13 protein-coding genes are annotated in these 16,700 nt (G+C 71.0%); 6 read left to right on the top strand and 7 right to left on the bottom strand.

Annotated elements, in window-relative coordinates; all coding sequences use genetic code 11:
- Window positions 1-2: 2 nt before the first annotated feature.
- A complete protein-coding gene (locus FHY03_RS12055; protein WP_183931013.1) occupies window positions 3-665 on the top strand; it encodes a hypothetical protein in 663 nt (220 codons plus the stop codon).
- Between the two features lie 74 nt (window positions 666-739).
- A complete protein-coding gene (gene aguB / locus FHY03_RS12050) occupies window positions 740-1,603 on the top strand; it encodes an N-carbamoylputrescine amidase (protein WP_183923936.1) in 864 nt (287 codons plus the stop codon).
- A gap of 260 nt (window positions 1,604-1,863) precedes the next feature.
- On the opposite strand, the gene metK is transcribed toward aguB, so the two are convergent.
- From metK to FHY03_RS12025, 5 genes are all read right to left on the bottom strand, one after another.
- Entirely contained in the window at window positions 1,864-3,063 is a 1,200-nt protein-coding gene (gene metK, locus FHY03_RS12045; protein ID WP_183923938.1) for a methionine adenosyltransferase, read from the bottom strand.
- A gap of 42 nt (window positions 3,064-3,105) precedes the next feature.
- On the bottom strand, window positions 3,106-4,641 hold the full coding sequence (gene lnt, locus FHY03_RS12040) for an apolipoprotein N-acyltransferase (protein WP_183931011.1): 1,536 nt from the start codon (window positions 4,639-4,641) through the stop codon (window positions 3,106-3,108).
- Window positions 4,642-4,899: 258 nt separating this feature from the next.
- Window positions 4,900-7,803: a TonB-dependent receptor gene (locus FHY03_RS12035; protein ID WP_183931009.1), complete on the bottom strand. Its 2,904-nt coding sequence runs from the start codon at window positions 7,801-7,803 to the stop codon at window positions 4,900-4,902.
- Between the two features lie 253 nt (window positions 7,804-8,056).
- Window positions 8,057-10,486: an ATP-dependent helicase HrpB gene (hrpB, locus tag FHY03_RS12030; RefSeq protein ID WP_183931007.1), complete on the bottom strand. Its 2,430-nt coding sequence runs from the start codon at window positions 10,484-10,486 to the stop codon at window positions 8,057-8,059.
- A gap of 339 nt (window positions 10,487-10,825) precedes the next feature.
- On the bottom strand, window positions 10,826-11,341 hold the full coding sequence (locus FHY03_RS12025; protein WP_183923946.1) for a ferritin-like domain-containing protein: 516 nt from the start codon (window positions 11,339-11,341) through the stop codon (window positions 10,826-10,828).
- 152 nt (window positions 11,342-11,493) lie between these two features.
- On the opposite strand from FHY03_RS12025, the gene nusB reads away from it, so the two are divergent.
- Both nusB and FHY03_RS12015 read left to right on the top strand, forming a co-directional pair.
- Complete coding sequence (nusB, locus tag FHY03_RS12020) at window positions 11,494-11,949, top strand: transcription antitermination factor NusB (RefSeq protein ID WP_183923948.1); 456 nt, start codon at window positions 11,494-11,496, stop codon at window positions 11,947-11,949.
- A gap of 1 nt (window position 11,950) precedes the next feature.
- Window positions 11,951-12,160: a DUF4169 family protein gene (locus tag FHY03_RS12015; protein WP_183923950.1), complete on the top strand. Its 210-nt coding sequence runs from the start codon at window positions 11,951-11,953 to the stop codon at window positions 12,158-12,160.
- 204 nt (window positions 12,161-12,364) lie between these two features.
- Here FHY03_RS12015 and FHY03_RS12010 read toward each other — a convergent pair whose 3' ends face one another.
- Window positions 12,365-13,045, bottom strand: a complete 681-nt coding sequence (locus tag FHY03_RS12010) for a M24 family metallopeptidase (protein WP_183931005.1) — start codon at window positions 13,043-13,045, stop codon at window positions 12,365-12,367.
- A 40-nt stretch (window positions 13,046-13,085) separates the two neighbouring features.
- Window positions 13,086-13,460 (bottom strand): hypothetical protein, encoded by a 375-nt coding sequence (locus tag FHY03_RS12005; protein ID WP_183931003.1) that lies wholly within the window; start codon window positions 13,458-13,460, stop codon window positions 13,086-13,088.
- A 96-nt stretch (window positions 13,461-13,556) separates the two neighbouring features.
- Here FHY03_RS12005 and thiL point away from each other — a divergent pair, with 96 nt between their 5' ends.
- Both thiL and FHY03_RS11995 read left to right on the top strand, forming a co-directional pair.
- A complete protein-coding gene (gene thiL, locus FHY03_RS12000; protein ID WP_183931001.1) occupies window positions 13,557-14,435 on the top strand; it encodes a thiamine-phosphate kinase in 879 nt (292 codons plus the stop codon).
- Between the two features lie 80 nt (window positions 14,436-14,515).
- Window positions 14,516-16,699: a sodium-translocating pyrophosphatase gene (locus tag FHY03_RS11995; RefSeq protein WP_183923959.1), complete on the top strand. Its 2,184-nt coding sequence runs from the start codon at window positions 14,516-14,518 to the stop codon at window positions 16,697-16,699.
- Window position 16,700: the final 1 nt, after the last annotated feature.

Below are 16,700 nucleotides of genomic sequence, written 5' to 3'. Positions count from 1 at the left end.
CGATGGCATGGCAGCGGATGCCGATGGAGACGTGGCAGAACAAGATCGCGGTGCTGGTCGAGGCGCTGCCCGACGCCGCGCTCGCCGACCTGCTCTCGCAGATCGAGCTGGTCTCGCCCGTGCTCGAGCCCGACGACGTCAGCGCCGGACGCCACCGCGGCGACGTCACGATCGCGGGCGATTACACGCCGCTGACGCTGCTGACGCTGATCGAGGGCGATCTCAGCGTCGCCGGCCAGGTCTCGACGCAGGAGGTCGACGGCAACGACGGCCATGCCGCGCTGGTGGTGTTCGGCAGCCTGCGCTGCGGCAGCCTGCTCAACGACTGGGGCAGCCGCGTGGTCGTCACCGGCGACCTGATCGTCGGCGACTGGATCTACACCGCGCGCGAGGAGTCGGTGCTGGTCGTCGGCGGCGACCTGCGCGCGCCGGTGCTGGTGAGCGGCGAGAGCGCGGTCGAGGTCGGCGGCGCGGTCGATCTGGAGCAGGGCCTCGGCGTGATCCGCCGGCTCGGCGCCCCCGGCGGCGCGACCGTGACGCCGCGCTACGGCTGGCACGCGCTCGCCACGCTGCTCGCGCTCGACCCGGCGCGCGCCACCGAGGAGGAGGAGATCGTCCCGCTGCTGGAGGATCGCCTGTACCGGACAGGCAGTATCCTGCCGTGACGGTCGGGCAGGAAGCGAAGCGGCGCGCACCTGCGCCCTAGCCTCCCGCCCGCGCGCACCTTATGTGCGCGCGCATGACCGAGATCACCGTCGCCGCGCTGCAGCTGGCCTTCTCCGCCGACATCGACGCCAACATCGCCAAGGTCTCCGAGGCGGTGCGCGAGGCGCACGCGCGCGGCGCGCAGGTGATCCTGCCGCCCGAATTGTTCGAGGGCGAGTATTTCTGCCGCGTCGAGGACGAGTCGCTGTTCGCCAACGCCGCGCCCGTCCGCGAGCACAAGGCGGTGCTGGCGATGCAGGCGCTCGCCGAGGCGCTGCAGGTCCATATTCCCACCAGCTTCTTCGAGCTGGACGGACCGCACCATTACAACTCGCTGGCGATGATCGGCCCGGACGGCGAGATTCAGGGCGTGTACCGCAAGAGCCACATCCCCGACGGCCCCGGCTACGAGGAGAAATTCTACTTCCGCCCCGGCAACACCGGCTTCAAGGTGTGGGACGGGCCGGTCAGCGCGGGGCACCGCACCCGGCTCGGCGTCGGCGTCTGCTGGGACCAATGGTACCCCGAGACCGCGCGCGCGATGATGCTGATGGGCGCTGAGGTGCTGTTCTACCCCACCGCGATCGGCAGCGAGCCGCACGACACCTCGCTCGACACCGCGCGGCTGTGGCGGCGTGCGATGGTGGGGCATGCGGTCTCGAACGTGGTGCCGGTGATCGCGGCCAACCGCGTCGGCGTTGAACACGACCAGACCTTCTACGGCACCAGCTTCATCACCGACGAGCGCGGCGACATCCTGGCCGAGCTCGACCGCGAGGAGGAGGGCGTGATCACCGCGACGCTCGACCTCGACCGCGTGCGTCGCCACCGCGCGGCCTTCGGTTTCTTCCGCGACCGCCGGCCCGAGCTGTACGGGCGGCTGGTGCAGGATATCTGAGGGGCGCTGGCCCGCAGATGTGAGGGGCATCAACAGCTCAGTGCCGGCACTCCGACCCTGAGTCGGGATCCCGGCATCGCTCATCGAGAGCGGGATAGAGCCGCATGACGGCCCCCTCCTCGTCAGGGCAGGGGTTGGGGGCGGGGCACTTCCGCGAGCGCAGTCCTTGCGGAACCGCCCCAGCCCGGCCCCTCCCCTAGAGGGGAGGGGCTCACTCGCATCGGCGCGGCCTCACACAGGCCGGGCCGGGCCGCCGCTCCTCAGGCCACCGCCTGCTTGAGCTGCTCGACCAGGTCGGTCTTCTCCCAGGTGAACAGGTCACCTTCGGGATCGCGACCGAAATGGCCGTAGGCCGCAGTCTTGCTGTAGATCGGCGCGTTGAGCTTGAGATGCTCGCGGATGCCCTTGGGGGTCAGCCGCACCAGCTTGGGCAGCGCCGCCTCGAGCTTGCTCTCCTCGACATTGCCGGTGCCGTGCAGGTCGACGTAGACGCTGAGCGGCTCGGCCACGCCGATCGCGTAGCTCAGCTGGATCGTGCAGCGCTTGGCGAGCCCGGCCGCGACCACGTTCTTGGCGAGATAGCGCGCGACATAGGCCGCCGAGCGGTCGACCTTGGTGGGGTCCTTGCCGCTGAACGCGCCGCCGCCGTGCGGCGCCGCGCCGCCATAGGTGTCGACGATGATCTTGCGCCCGGTCAGCCCGGCGTCGCCGTCGGGCCCGCCGATCTCGAACAGACCCGTCGGGTTGACGTAGATCGCCTTCTCCTCGGGCAGCCAGCCCTCGGGTAGCACCTCGGCGAACACGCCCTTGACGTAGTCGCGCAGCTTTGCCTGGCCCGCCTCGTTCGACAGCTCGGCCGAATGCTGGGTCGACACCACCAGCGCGGTGGCGCGCACCGGCACGCCCTTCTCATATTGCAGCGTCACCTGGCTCTTGGCGTCGGGCTCAAGGAAGGGCGCGGTCCCGGCGTGGCGGTCCGCCGCCATCTTCTCGAGGATCTTGTGGCTGTAATAGAGCGTCGCGGGCATCAGGCCAGGGGTCTCGTCGGTGGCGTAGCCGAACATGATGCCCTGGTCGCCCGCGCCCTCGTCCTTGTTGCCGCTCTCGTCGACGCCCATCGCGATATGCGCCGACTGGCCGTGCAGGTTGTTCGAGAAATCGAACGTCTGCCAGTGGAAGCCTGACTGCTCATAGCCGATCCGCTTCACCGTGGCGCGGACCGCAGCCTCGATCTCGTCGAGCACGCCCGGCGCCCATTGATCGTTCTCGTAGATGCCGCGACCGCGGATCTCGCCCGCGAGCACCACCTTGTTGGTGGTGGTCATCGTCTCGCACGCGACGCGCGCCTCGGGGTCCTTGGCGAGGAACAGGTCGACGATCGCGTCCGAGATCTGGTCCGCGACCTTGTCGGGGTGCCCTTCCGACACCGACTCCGACGTGAAGATGAACGACTGACGCATGGAGGCTCCGGCAGATAACGATATAAAGATAGCTTTATATGCTTACCGCCGGCGCGCGCGCAACGCAACCGCGCCCGCCACCAGCGCGAGCCCTACCAGCAGCGCCGCTGCATTGCCCAATTGGGAGAACAAGGTAGCCGCATGCGCCGGCGGCAGCGCCACGTCCACCGCCCCGCCGAGATGGTGCGCCACCGTGCCGAGCAGGGTGCCGTCCGCGGCGATCACCGCGGAGATGCCATTGGGCGTGGCGCGCACCACCGGCAGCCCCTCCTCGATCGCGCGCAGCCGCGCCTGGGCGAGGTGCTGCGGTGGACCCCAGGTGCCGAACCAGGCGTCGTTGGAGGGGTTGAAGAGCAGCCGCGGGCGGTGCGCGCGATCGACCACCTCCCCCGAGAAGATGATCTCGTAGCAGAGCTGCACCCCGATCGCGCCGAAGCCCGGCACCGCCAGCGTGCGCGGCCCGGGGCCGGGCGCGAAGTCGAGGTCGCCGGGCACCAGCCGCGCCAGCCCGAGCGGCTTGAGCAGCCAGGGCATCGGCAGATACTCGCCGTAGGGCACCAGATGCGCCTTGTCGTAGCGCGCACGGATGCGCCGCGCGGGGTCGAGCACGAACACCGAGTTGGTCGCGCCGGTGACCTCGCCGCGCGAGTCGAACTGGAGCGCGGTGCCGCCCGTCATCAGCATGTCGCGCGGGCCGAGCACCGCGGTCATGCGCGCGCGGGTGGCGTAGGGACTGGTGTCGCCGTAGACCCAGAGCGGGTAATCGTCCTCGATGAAGTCGCGGATCACGCCCTCGGGCCACAGCACCAGCCGCGGCGCCGCGCCGGGGCGGCCCGAGAGACGGGTGAGCCGCGCCAGCATCATCGCCTGGTCGCTCTCCCCGCGCTGGTCCTGCGGCACGTTGGGTTGCACCACCACGACGCGGGGCGCGCCCGGCGCGGCGGCGGCGGCCGGGGCGCGATAGCTCAGCGCCTGCGCGCCGAGCAGCGCCGCGCCGGCGAGCGTGACGCCGCCCAGCGGCAGCGCGCGACGCGGCACCAGCAGCAGCAGGCCCGCGAGCGCGACGGTGAGGCCCGACAGCGCGTAGGTGCCGACGAGGCTCGCCAGCCACGCCACCGGCTGGACCGGCACCCACATCACCGCGAGCGGGTCCCAGGCATAGCCGGTGAACAGCCAGGAGCGCACCCACTCGGTGGCGATCCAGCACGCGCCCGCCAGCATCACCCAGCCGAGATCGGGTGCGGTGCCGCGCCGCATCCGCCACGCCAGCCCCGCCGCGGCGGCGGGGAACACCGCCAGGTACAGCGCGAGCGCGAACGGGGCGAGATAGCCGAGCGCGTGCGGCATCTTGTCCTGAAACGTGAAAGCGTGCTGGAACCAATTGTCGTTGATCGTGAAATGCCCGACCCCGAAGGCATAGCCGCGCCACAGCGCCTGGCGCAGCGTCGGCGCGGCATGGACCAGCGCCAGCCAGCCCGCGAACGCGGCGAGCGCGAGCCACCACAGCTCGAGCGGGGCGAAGCCGCAGGCGGCGGCGACGCCGAGCAGCAGCGCGACGAGAGCGGGGCGGCGAGTCATGCGCGCGCCGCTAGCACCTCCGCGGGTCGCGCGGGAGGGGGTGGCGCATCGACTCCCGAGCGTCCCCCCTTCCGCTCGCGTCGCACGACCCGTCTGCGAACCCCTTCCGTCATCCCGGACCTGGTCCGGGATCCACCGTGCCGCGTATTCCAAGCCGTTGCTCTCGCGGAGGAGTGGATCCCGGAACAAGTCCGGGATGACGGAAGGTGAAGCGTGCGCCAAGCGCGCGTCGCCTCAGCGCAACGCGCCCTCACCCCCTTACAGCTTGACGCGCAGGCCGACGTTGTAGCGCGCGCCGGTCTCCTGCTGGAGCAGGTAGCGCTCCTTGATCGCCGACCATTCGTCGATGAACTCGTTGGTCACGTTCACGCCCTGCACGTAGAGCTGGAAATTCGGCGTGAGGTCGTAGGACACGTTGAAGTCGAGCTGGCCGTACGAGGAGCGGTTGCGCGGCCGCGACTGGCTGTCGCGACAGTTGCGCAGATAGTCCGAGCGCCAGTTGTACGACACGCGCGCCGAGATGCCGTATTTCTCGTAGAACACGCTGCCGTTCGCCGAGTGCGGCGACAGGCCGTTGTAGCCGCACTGGAAGTCCGCCAGCACCTGGTCGCGCTCGGCGCTGCTGGCGACATAGGTGTAGTTGCCGGTGAGGCCGAAGCCGCCGACGAAGCCGCCTAGCGCGTCGAACGAATATTGCCCGCCGACCTCGATGCCCTTGATCGTGCCGCTCTGCCCGTTGCGGGTGCGCGTGTCCTGATAGACCCGCCCGAAGCGCTCGACCGGCAGCGTCTGCAGCTCGAGGAAGTCGGACAGGTCCTTATAGAAGCCGCCCACGCTGATGTAGCTCACGCGCGAGAGATACCATTCCAGCGACAGGTCATAGTTGGTCGAGCGGAACGGCAGCAGGTTGGGGTTGCCGCCCGACGACAGCGGCACCGCGATGCGCCCGCCGTAATCGTTGTTGACGCCCAGGTCGGTCAGCGTCGGTCGCGTGATCGTCTGCGAGAAAGCGGCGCGCGCGATCAGCTTCTCGGTCAGGTTGTACTTCACGTTGGCCGAGGGCAAAGCGTTGACGTAGCTGCTGCGCACCGCGATCGCGGTGGCGGGCCCATAGGTATATTGCAGCGTGTCGTCGCCCGGCGTGTTGGCGATCCCGGTGACAGGCGTGTCGAAGCCCGAGGAGAGCACCTGGGTGCGGATCACGCGCACGCCGGCGTTGCCGGTCCAGCGATCGTTGCCGAACTGCATGCTGATATAGCCCGCGGTCAGCCGCTCCTGCACGTTGACGGTGCCGCGCAGCTGCTCGCGCACGCCGAACGGACCGCCCTCCAGTGCCTGCACCTGCGCCGCATAGGCCGCCTGCTGCTCGGGCGTGCGCCCGTTCGAGGGGATGTTGAGCGTGGCGGGATCGTTGAGATAGGCGAGGAAGGCCTGCGGATCGACCTGGAACAGCGAGGGCGGGATGTTCTGCCCGCCGCCGAGCAGGTCGCCCCACTCATAGGGCTGGAGCAGGCCCGAGGCGATCGGCACCTGGTAGCCGCAATAGGTGCAGTTCGAGTCGCTGTTGTTGAACTGGCGGTTGATCTTGCGCCGCTCGGTGTACGACCCGCCGAGCGTCACGTTGCGCAGGATCGAGCCGTCGACGGTCCATTTGGTGTCAAAGTGATATTCCGAGCCGCGGTCGCGCGAGCGGTTGGCGTCGATCCCCATGTAGTGCAGCCGCATCAGGTCGGGGTTGTTGATGATGCTGTTGTCGTAGGAGATCGACGGGATGCCCTTCCCGCCGTCGAGCGAGAACTGGTAGCTGTAGGGCAGCAGCGCGCCATAGACGTAATAGGCGTTGGGCGAGTTGCGGTTGGCACCCGTCTTCGAGGCATCGAAGCGCAGCTCGACGTTCTCGGTCGGGTTCCACTTTACGTTGGCACCGACCTGATAGCTGTCCGACTTGCGATTGGTCGTGTTGTAGACGTGATCGACCTTGGCGTTGACGCCGTTGTTGGTCAGCGTCGGGTTCGCGGCCAGGAACTGCGGGTTGGCGGCGATGAAGTCGCGCCCCAGCATGGTCAGGCCGGTGGCGGTGTTGGTGTCGTCGAAGGTCGGCTGGTAATAAGGCGCGGCCATGAAGTTATCGAGGCGGCGCGTCACGCCCGAGATGTTGAAGCGCGAGTAGATGCCGTCGACGGTGATCTCGAGATTGTCCGCCGGCCTGAACTGCACCGCGCCCGAGACGTTGATCCGCTCCCGCTCTTCCTGCGCGCGCTGGTAATAGACGCTCTGCGGCAGGTTGGCGTTGCCGGTGACGGGATAGCGCGAGTCCGACCCGGTGATCAGCGTCGGCACCCCGCCGATCGTCTGGACGATATCGGGGCGCCCGTTGATCCAGCCGTCGATCGCGATCTGATCGGTCTGGCTCTTGCGCTTGGTGTAGGAGCCCGCGAGCAGCACGCCGAAGGTCTTGTCCGGGTTGGCGTAGGAGACCGTGGCGGCGAGATCGGGGGTGATCTTCTCGCGCGAGCGGTCGTAGATGCCGCCGATCTGCGCCGCGGCGCGGAAGCCGCTGCGGCCCTCCAGCGGACGCGCGGTGACGATGTTGACCGTCGCGCCGATGCCGCCTTCCTGCAGCTCGGGCACGGGCGATTTGAACACGTCGGTGCGCTGGATCATGTTCGACGACAGCACGTCGAACGAGAACTCGCGCCCCGCGTTGTCGGTCGCCATGACGCGACCGTTGACGAGGACGGTGTTGAACTCGGGCCCGAGGCCGCGGACGGTGATGAACTGGCCCTCGCCGCCCGAGCGATCGATCGCCACGCCGGTGATGCGCTGGAGCGACTCGGCGATGTTGGCATCGGGGAATTTGCCGACGTCGACCGCGCTGATCGAGTCGACGATCTGGTTGGCGTCGCGCTTCGTCTGTGCCGACGAGCTGAGGCTGGCGCGGATGCCGGTGACGACGATCTCGTCGCCCGCGGCAGCGGCGTCGGGCGCGACCGCCGCGCCACCCTGGCCGACCGGGGCATCCTGGCCGACCGCGGCGGCGGGGGGCGTCTGCTCCTGCGGCACCGTCGCCGGGTTCTCGGGTGCCGAGCCGGTCTGCGCCAGCACGGGCGCGCCGCTCAGGATGCTGCCCAACAGCAGGCAAAGCTTGATCGATGTTCGCATGACCCGTTCCTCTCCCGTGAAACACTGCCGCTTGACCACGGCTATTCTTATGATTTTTGGGCCTATGGAAGTAACAACCGGGGAGATCAAGGCGAGAATGTAACCGGTTTAGGCGTGAGCGCTAACATGGCAGCATTGTTGCTCGCCTGTGATCGTGTTCAGCACCGCCGACCGCGCTGATGTGAATGTTCACAGCGAGACGCCAAAGCTTTGACTGGACTGGGCCGATGACGCAAAGAGCGAGTCGGCCGCCTCACCCGCGTCGCGCGTCGGCGTTCTTGGTGCGCAGCGTCGCCGCCGCGTTGGCCGGATCGTCGGGCCAGGGGTGGCGCGGGTAGCGGCCGCGCATCTCCTTGGCCACCGCGTGCCAGCTGCCGCGCCAGAAACCGGGCAGGTCACGCGTCGTCTGGATCGGCCGGCCCGCGGGCGAGGTCAGCGACAGCACCAGCGGCACGCGCTCGGCCCCGACCACCGGATGCTGGTCGAGCCCGAACAGCGCCTGGACGCGCAGCTCCACCGTCGGCCCCGCCTCCGCGCCATAGTCGATCGCGTGAGTCGAGCCCGCCGGGCTGGTGAAGTCCGCCGGTGCGACGCGATCGATCGCACTCAGCGAGTCCCAGCCGAGCAGCGTGCGCAGCGCCTCCACCAGCGCGCCGGGCGCGATCGCATCGAGCCGGCGCTTGCCCTCGACCAGCGCGGGCAGCCAGTCGTCGAGCCGCTCCAGCAGCGCGGCGTCGTCGAGCGATACACCCGCATAGGCCGCGCGCGTGCGCAGCGCCTCGGCCGCGCGCGACCAGGGCAGCAGCGCGAGGCCGTGCGCCCGCGCGCCCTCGACCAACGCCGCGGCGATCAGCGCGGGGTCGGCCGTGCTGTCCGGCCCGCTCGACAGCCGGATCGCGCCCAGCCGGCGCTCGCGCAGCGGCTGCACCGCGCCGGTGGCGGGATCGAAGTCGGCGGTGCGGCGCGTCTCGATCCGGTCGGCGAACAGCGCCTCCACCTCCTCCGCCGCGATCGGCGCGGCGGCGAGGATGCGTGCCCCCGCCGCCATGCCCTGCGTCTCCGCCACCGCGAGCCATTCCGCGCTGGCGAGCGGCGACGTCGGGTCGAGCTTGAACCCGCGCCCGCCGGCGGACACCCAGCGCTCGCCGCTCGCGTCGCGCCGCCGCGCCACGCGATCGGGGAAGCCGAGAGCGACACAGGCGCCGATCGATTCGGGCGCGCCCTCGTCCTGCCCGCGCGTCACCAGCCCCGCCCAGCGCCTTGCTAGCCCGCGCGCGCTCTCCGCCTTGGGCGAGCGGTCGCCGCGCCAGCGCCGCCACCGCAGCTCGAGGTCTGCGTCCGCGCCGCCAAGCCCGCGCTCCTGGAGCAGCACCGCCACCTCGGCGGCGCGGCGCGGGTCGGGGGCGGCGAGCAGCATGTGCGCGAGCCGCGGCGGCATCGGCAGCGCCGCGATCGCGCGGCCGTGCGCGGTCGGCCGCGCGTCCGCGTCGAGCGCGCCCAGCGCGGTGAGCCGCGCGCGCGCCTCCGTTACCGCGGCCTCGGGCGGCGCGTCGAGCCAGCGCAGCTCGCGCGGGTCACTCACTCCCCACAGCGCACAGGCGAGCACGAGCGCGGAGAGGTCAGCCTCAAGGATCTCGGGCGGGTCGAAGCGCGGCATGCCCGCGGTCGCCGCCGCCTCCCACAGGCGATAGGCCACGCCCGGCCCCTGCCGCGCGGCGCGGCCGGCGCGCTGCGTCGCCGCGGCCTGGCTGGCGCGCTCGGTGACCAGCCGCGTCATCCCGGCGGCGCGGTCGTAGCGCGGGCGCCGCGCCACGCCGCTGTCGACCACCACGCGAATGCCGTCGAGCGTCAGGCTGGTCTCGGCGATGCTGGTGGCGAGTACGAGCTTGCGCGCGCCATCGGGCTCGGCGCGGATCGCGGCACGCTGCGCGGCGGGGTCGAGGCTGCCGTGGAGGCGGTGGAGCCGCACCCCGGGCAGGTCGCCGACCCGCTCGGCGGTGCGCTCGATCTCGGCGACACCGGGGAGGAAGGCGAGCACCCCGCCATGCTCCTCGCGCAGCGCCTGGCGGATCGCGGCCGCCATCGAGTCCTCGATCCGCGCCTCGGCGGCGCGGCCGAGGTGGCGCAGCTCCAGCGGGAAGCTGCGCCCCTCGCTCTCGACCACCGGCGCGCCGTCGAGCAACTCGGAGAAGCGCCCGCCGTCGAGCGTCGCCGACATCGCGACGACGCGCAGGTCGGGGCGCAGCGCGGCGCGCGCGTCGAGCGCGAGCGCGAGGCCGAAGTCGCCGTCGAGGCTGCGCTCGTGCACCTCGTCGAACAGCAGCGCGGCAACGCCGGTCAGCTCGGGGTCGCCCTGGAGCCGCGCGGTGAGGATCCCCTCGGTCACGACGGTGACGCGAGTCGCCGCGGAACGCTGGGTGTCGAGCCGCGTGGCATAGCCGAAGGTCTGGCCGACCGGCTCGCCGGCGAGCTGCGCCATCCGCTCGGCCGCGGCGCGCGCGGCGAGGCGGCGCGGCGAGGTGACGATGATCTCGCCGCCGCACCAGGGCTCGGCGAGCAGCGCGGGGGCGACCGCGGTGGTCTTGCCCGCGCCGGGCGGTGCGACCAGCACCGCGGCGCCGACGTCGCGCAGCGCGGCGAGCAGCGCTGGGAGGACGGTGTGGATCGGCAGCGTCGGGGTCACGCGGCTCGCCCTAGCGGGCGACGCGGGCGGGATGAAGGGGGTGACGTCGCGGATACCGCGGCGTGCGCTATCGCACCCGACACCCACCGCTTGTGCCCCGGCGAAGGCCGGGGCCCAGTTGGGACGGCCGTGGCGGTGACGTGCGACGGTGGTCACATGCCAACGTCGGCTCACGCGGAGACGTGAGCGTGACTCCCGTCACCTGGCTCAACAGCGTCCCCCACCTGGGCCCCGGCGTTCGCCGGGTAACAAGAAGGCAGGGCGGCGGGCCGCTCTCCGACCGGACGCCCTGCCACCTCAAGCCTCCCGAGCCGCCCCTCTCCGAGCGGCCCCTCCGCCTCACGCCGTCGCGAGGTCCGCCTTCGCATTGGCCTTGCTCTCGGCCAGCGAGGTCAGCTTCTCGTCGGTCGACTTCTCCTCGTCGAGCGTCGCCTGGAGCAGGGTGACGACCTGGTCGTGGCCCATCTGCTTGGCCCAGGCGATCAGCGTGCCGTAGCGCGTGATCTCATAATGCTCGACCGCCTGCGCCGAGGCGATCAGCGCGGCGTCGAGCACCGACTTGTCGGCGATGTCGCCGGCGACCTCGTTGGCTTCCTTGATGATGCCGTCGATGGCGGGGCAAGTCACCGCCTTGGCCTTCTCGCCCAGCGCGTCGAACGCCTGCTCCAGCCGCGCGATCTGGCCCTCGGTCTCGCGCAGGTGGGTCTCGAAGCCCTGCTTGAGCTCGGGCGCGGTCGCCTTCTCGATCATCTTGGGCAGCGCCTTGGTGATCTGGTGCTCGGCGTAATAGATGTCCTGCAGCGTGTGCAGGAACAGGTCGTGCAGCGTCGCGATGTCCTTGGTGAACAGGCCCATGGTGATGCTCCTCTGACTATGTGCGAAGGGATGCTGCACGAACGACGGGGAGCCGGGGACGTTGCGCCAGATCAGCACGCGAACAGCCTGATCGAGATCAACGGCGCGGGAGGGGTGACGCGGCGCGCGCACCGGCGTACAGGGCGCCGCTTATGTCCCGCACCGCTGCCCGCACCAAGGCCCGCGCCGCCGCCCGCCTCGCCGCCGTCCAGGCCTTGTACCAGCGCGAGATGGAGGGCACCGCGTTGCCCGCCCTGCTCCACGAGTTCCACCACCACCGACTCGGCGCCGAGATCGAGGAGGCGCAGTACGCGGAGGCCGACGTCGACTTCTTCGACGACCTCGTCACCGGCACGAACGCGCGCCAGGGCGAGATCGACCGGCTGATCGAGGCCAAGCTGAGCACCGGCTGGACGCTGGAGCGGCTCGACAAGCCGATGAAGGCGATCCTGCGCGCCGGCTGCTACGAGCTGCTCGCGCGCGAGGACGTGCCGGTGGGCGCGGCAATCAGCTCCTACGTCGACGTCGCGCACGCTTTCTATCAGAAGCGCGAGGCAGGGTTCGTCAACGGGCTGCTCGACAATATCGCCAAGGACGTGCGCGGCTGAGATGGGCGCGCTGGTCTCGCTGAGCCGCGCGCGCAAGGCGAAGCGACGGGCCGCGGACGCCGCTCAGGCGGCGGCCAACCGCGCCGCCTACGGCCGCACCAAGGCGGAGAAACAGGCCGAGCGGCAGGAGCGCGCGCGGCAAGAGGCGGTGCTCGACGGAGCAGCACGGGAGCAGTTGCCCGACGACGGGAGCGCGACGAGCGAGGCGTGATGGGCTGGGGGGCGTCGTACTTGCCCTGTCCTCTTCCTCATTCCTGCCGTCATTCTGGACTCGTTTCAGGATCCACGGTGCCGCAGGCGCCGCCACCGCTGGATGTGCGGGCCGGTGGATCCCGGACCAAGGCTCTCCTGAGCTTGTCGAAGGGTCCGGGATGACGGCTATGGGAGGAGCGGTCGCGAGCCCCTTCCGCCCCCCTCACCCCAGCGGGATCAGCCGCTCGTAGAAGCCGGCGAACCGCCCCTCGGGCTCGACCAGGTGGATCTCGCAGATCCAGTGACGCTCTTGGCCGTTCGCGTCCGGGTCGCGCAGCCGCTTCGGGTTCTCCGCGCTGATCTGGTGGACCTGCTTGGCGCCGGGCAGCCGCGCGTGCGGGAACTCCGCGACGATATGCCCCGCGATCCGCTCGCCGAAGCGCCACCCCGCCGCCGCGGCCGACTCGCACGCGAAGGCGTAGAGCGCCGCGCCCGTGATGTCGGGCGCGTCGCGGAAGCGCGCACAGACCAGAGCGAACTGCGCCTCCAGGTCGCGGCACAGTGCGTGCTTCACCGGGTCGTGGCCCAAAGCGTAGCTCGCGCCGACATCGGCCTCCCAGGTGCCGAACACCGGGCCGAGATCGAGGAAGACGAGGTCGTCGGCGGCGATCTCGCGGACCGGCGGGTTGTCCGCCGCGATCGCCAGCGTGTTGGCGCCGGCGCGCACGATCCGCTTGTGCCAGTGTCTCTCGACGCCGAAGTCGCGCTCGGCCAGCGCGTAGATGTCGCGCTCGACCGCGCGCTCGCTGCGCCCGGGCGCGATCAGACTGCGCGCCTCGATCGCCGCGAGCAGGTCGAGCGCGCGCCGCTCCGCCGCCTCCAGTGCCGCCCGCCGCTGCGTCATTCCGCGCCTCCCGCTCCTATCATGCGGGATCGCGCGCGGGTCACAGCAGGTGGCGCTCCTCCCAGGCGAGCAGCTCGTGGAAGCGGCGCTGCAAGCCCACCACCGCGGCGCGATAGCCGGCGGCATCGTCGCGGATCGCGGCGGGCGGCCAGTGCGCGATATGCGCGCTATAGTCGGTACGCAGGCGGTCGAGCTGGTCGCGATGAGCCGCCGCGGTGGGGGCGAAGCCCGGCTCGGCGGCGGCGCGCGCCGCGACGGCGCGCTGCTCCTCCTGGCTGTGCGTCTGGAAGAGGCGCGAGAACTCGAGCCGCTCGCGCAGCAGCACGCCGCTGGCATGGCCGGTCGAGTCCATCAGCGGGAGGAAACGCGCCATTCGCCGGCGCAGGTCATCATGTTCGGCCGGTACGCCCGACATCGTCAGCTCCTATCGAGCGATCGACATACGGGCGCGGGCGTTAACGAGCGGTTCGCCACACACGACAACCCGCCCCGCCACGGCTATCCCGCGCGCATGACCGAGGCCGATCTTCTCGCGCGCCTGCGCCGCCTGCCGCTCCACCCCGGCGCCCGCGGCCTCACCGACGATACCGCGTCGCTGGGCGGCTACACGCTCACCACCGACACGCTGGTCGAGGGCGTCCACTTCCTCCCCGACGATCCCGCCGCCGACGTCGCCTGGAAGCTGCTCGCGACCAATTACTCCGACCTCGCCGCCAAGGGCGCGCTGGTCGAGGGCGTGCTGCTCAACTACCCGCTGCGCGACGCCGACTGGGACGCCGCCTTCATGGACGGGCTCGAGGCCGCCCTGCGCGCACTCGGCGGCGCGCTGCTCGGCGGCGACACGGTGGCGCTGCCCGCGGGCGCGTCGCGCGTGCTGACGCTCACCGCGATCGGGCGCGACGCCGCCGCCCCGGCGCGGTCGGGCGCGCGCGCGGGCGACTCGCTGTGGGTCACCGGCACGATCGGCGACGCCGGCGCGGGGCTGGCGATCGCGCGCGCGGGCCACAGCGACGCGGCGCTGCTGGCGCGCTACCGCCGCCCGGTGCCGCGGCTGGCCGAGGGGCGCGCGCTCGCACCGCTGGTCGCCGCGATGATGGACGTCTCCGACGGGCTGCTGATCGACGCGGCGCGGATGGCGGCGGCGAGCGGGGTGGCAGTGACGGTCGAGCTCGCCGACGTGCCGCTGGCGGCGGGGGTCACCGACGCGCTCGCCGCGGCGACCGCCGGCGACGATTACGAACTGCTGTTCGCCGCCGCGCCGGGATTCGTCCCGCCGGTGCCGGCGACCCGCGTCGGGCGCTTCGATCCCGGCGCGGGGCTGCGGCTGACCCGCGCCGGCGAGCCGCTGCCGATCCCTCGCCGGCTCGGGTATGAGCACGGGTTGCGCTGACGTTCCCGCATGTTAGCCTCCGCCTCCCGCGCGACACCTCCCGGCGACAGACCGGGCGCGCAACAGGAGGGATGTGAGGCATGACGATCGTCTACCTTGCCATCGTCTGCGGCGTCATCGCCGTACTCTATGGCTTCGTCACCAGCCGCCAGGTGCTCGCCGCGTCGCCGGGCAATGAGCGGATGCAGGATATCGCCAGCGCGATCCAGGAGGGGGCCAAGGCCTATCTCGGGCGCCAGTACACCACCATCGCCGTGGTCGGCGCGATCGTCGCGGTCGTGCTCGCGGTCACGCTCGGGCTGCTGTCCACGGTCGGCTTCGTCATTGGCGCCCTGCTCTCGGGCCTGGCCGGGTTCGTCGGCATGACGATCTCGGTGCGCGCCAACGTCCGCACCGCCGAGGCGGCGCGCCACACGCTCCAGCGCGGGCTGACGATGGCGTTCCGCTCGGGCGCGGTGACGGGGATGCTCGTCGCCGGGCTGGGGCTGCTCTCGATCGCCTTGTTCTTCTGGTATCTCACCGGCCCGGCGGGGCTGCTGCCCAACGACCGCGCGATCGTCGAGGCGCTCACCGCGCTGGCGTTCGGCGCCTCGCTGATCTCGATCTTTGCGCGGCTGGGCGGGGGCATCTTCACCAAGGCGGCCGACGTCGGCGCCGACCTGGTCGGCAAGGTCGAGGCCGGCATCCCCGAGGACGATCCGCGCAACCCCGCGGTGATCGCGGACAACGTGGGCGACAACGTCGGCGACTGCGCCGGCATGGCGGCCGATCTGTTCGAGACCTATGTCGTTACGCTCGGCGTCACGATGGTGTCGATCGCGCTGCTGATCCAGGCCGACGCGGCCGAGCTGATGCGGCTGATGAGCCTGCCGCTCGCGGTCGGCGGCGTGTGCATCATCACCTCGATCGTCGGCACCTATATGGTGCGGCTCGGCGGCGGCTCGATCATGGGCGCGCTGTACAAGGGCTTCTGGACCTCGGCGCTGCTGTCGATCCCCGCGATCTGGGCGGTGACGCAGTGGACGCTCGGCGACCTGCACCGCGTGATCGGCGGCGCCGGCTTCCTCGACGCCGGCAGCGGCGCGGTGCCCGACGCGGGCGCCACCTCGCAGGCGGCGAGCGGCGTCGCGGGCGTTCCCGCGGCGAGCGCCTTCACCGGCTATGACCTGTTCTTCTCGATGCTGATCGGGCTGGCGGTGACCGGGCTGATCGTGTGGATCACCGAATATTACACCGGCACCAACTATCGCCCGGTCAAGTCGATCGCCAAGGCGAGCGAGACCGGCCACGGCACCAACGTGATCCAGGGCCTCGCGATCAGCCTCGAGGCGACCGCGCTGCCGACGCTCGTGATCGTGGTCGCGGTGGTCGCCGCCTACAAGCTCGCCGGGATCATCGGGATCGCCTTCGCTGCGACCGCGATGCTGGCGCAGGCGGGCATGGTGGTGGCGCTCGACGCCTACGGCCCTGTGACCGACAATGCCGGCGGCATCGCCGAGATGGCGGGGCTGGAGGACGAGGTGCGCGAGCGCACCGACGCGCTCGACGCGGTCGGCAACACCACCAAGGCGGTGACCAAGGGCTATGCGATCGGCTCGGCCGGCCTCGCCGCGCTGGTGCTGTTCGGCGCCTATACCACCGACCTCCAGACCTACTTTCCCGACCTGTCGGTCAACTTCTCGCTCAGCAACCCGTACGTGATCGTCGGGCTGCTGCTCGGCGCGCTGCTGCCCTATCTGTTCGGCGCGTTCGGCATGACCGCGGTGGGGCGCGCCGCGGGCGCGGTGGTCGAGGAGGTGCGCCAGCAGTTCCGCGACAATCCCGGCATCATGCAGGGGACCAGCCGGCCCAACTACGGCCGCACCGTCGACCTCGTCACCCGCGCCGCCATCCGCGAGATGATCGTGCCCTCGCTGCTGCCGGTGCTGTCGCCGATCGCACTCTACTACATCGTCACCGCGGTGGACGGGCAGGCGAGCGGTTTCGCGGCGCTGGGCGCGATGCTGCTCGGCGTGATCGTCTCGGGGCTGTTCGTGGCCCTGTCAATGACCTCGGGCGGCGGCGCCTGGGACAATGCCAAGAAGTTCATCGAGGACGGCAACCACGGCGGCAAGGGCTCCGAGGCGCACAAGGCCGCGGTGACCGGCGACACGGTCGGCGACCCGTACAAGGACACCGCGGGGCCGGCGGTGAACCCGATGATCAAGATCACCAACATCGTCGCCCTGCTGCTGCTCGCCGCGCTGGCGGGCGGTGGCGGCTGAG

Origin of the sequence: Sphingomonas sp. BK345, from assembly GCF_014193845.1 — a bacterium.
Classification (GTDB): Bacteria; Pseudomonadota; Alphaproteobacteria; order Sphingomonadales; family Sphingomonadaceae; genus Sphingomonas.
Note: the sequence above shows the minus strand (reverse complement) of the source record. Positions and strands in the feature narration are given on the sequence as shown.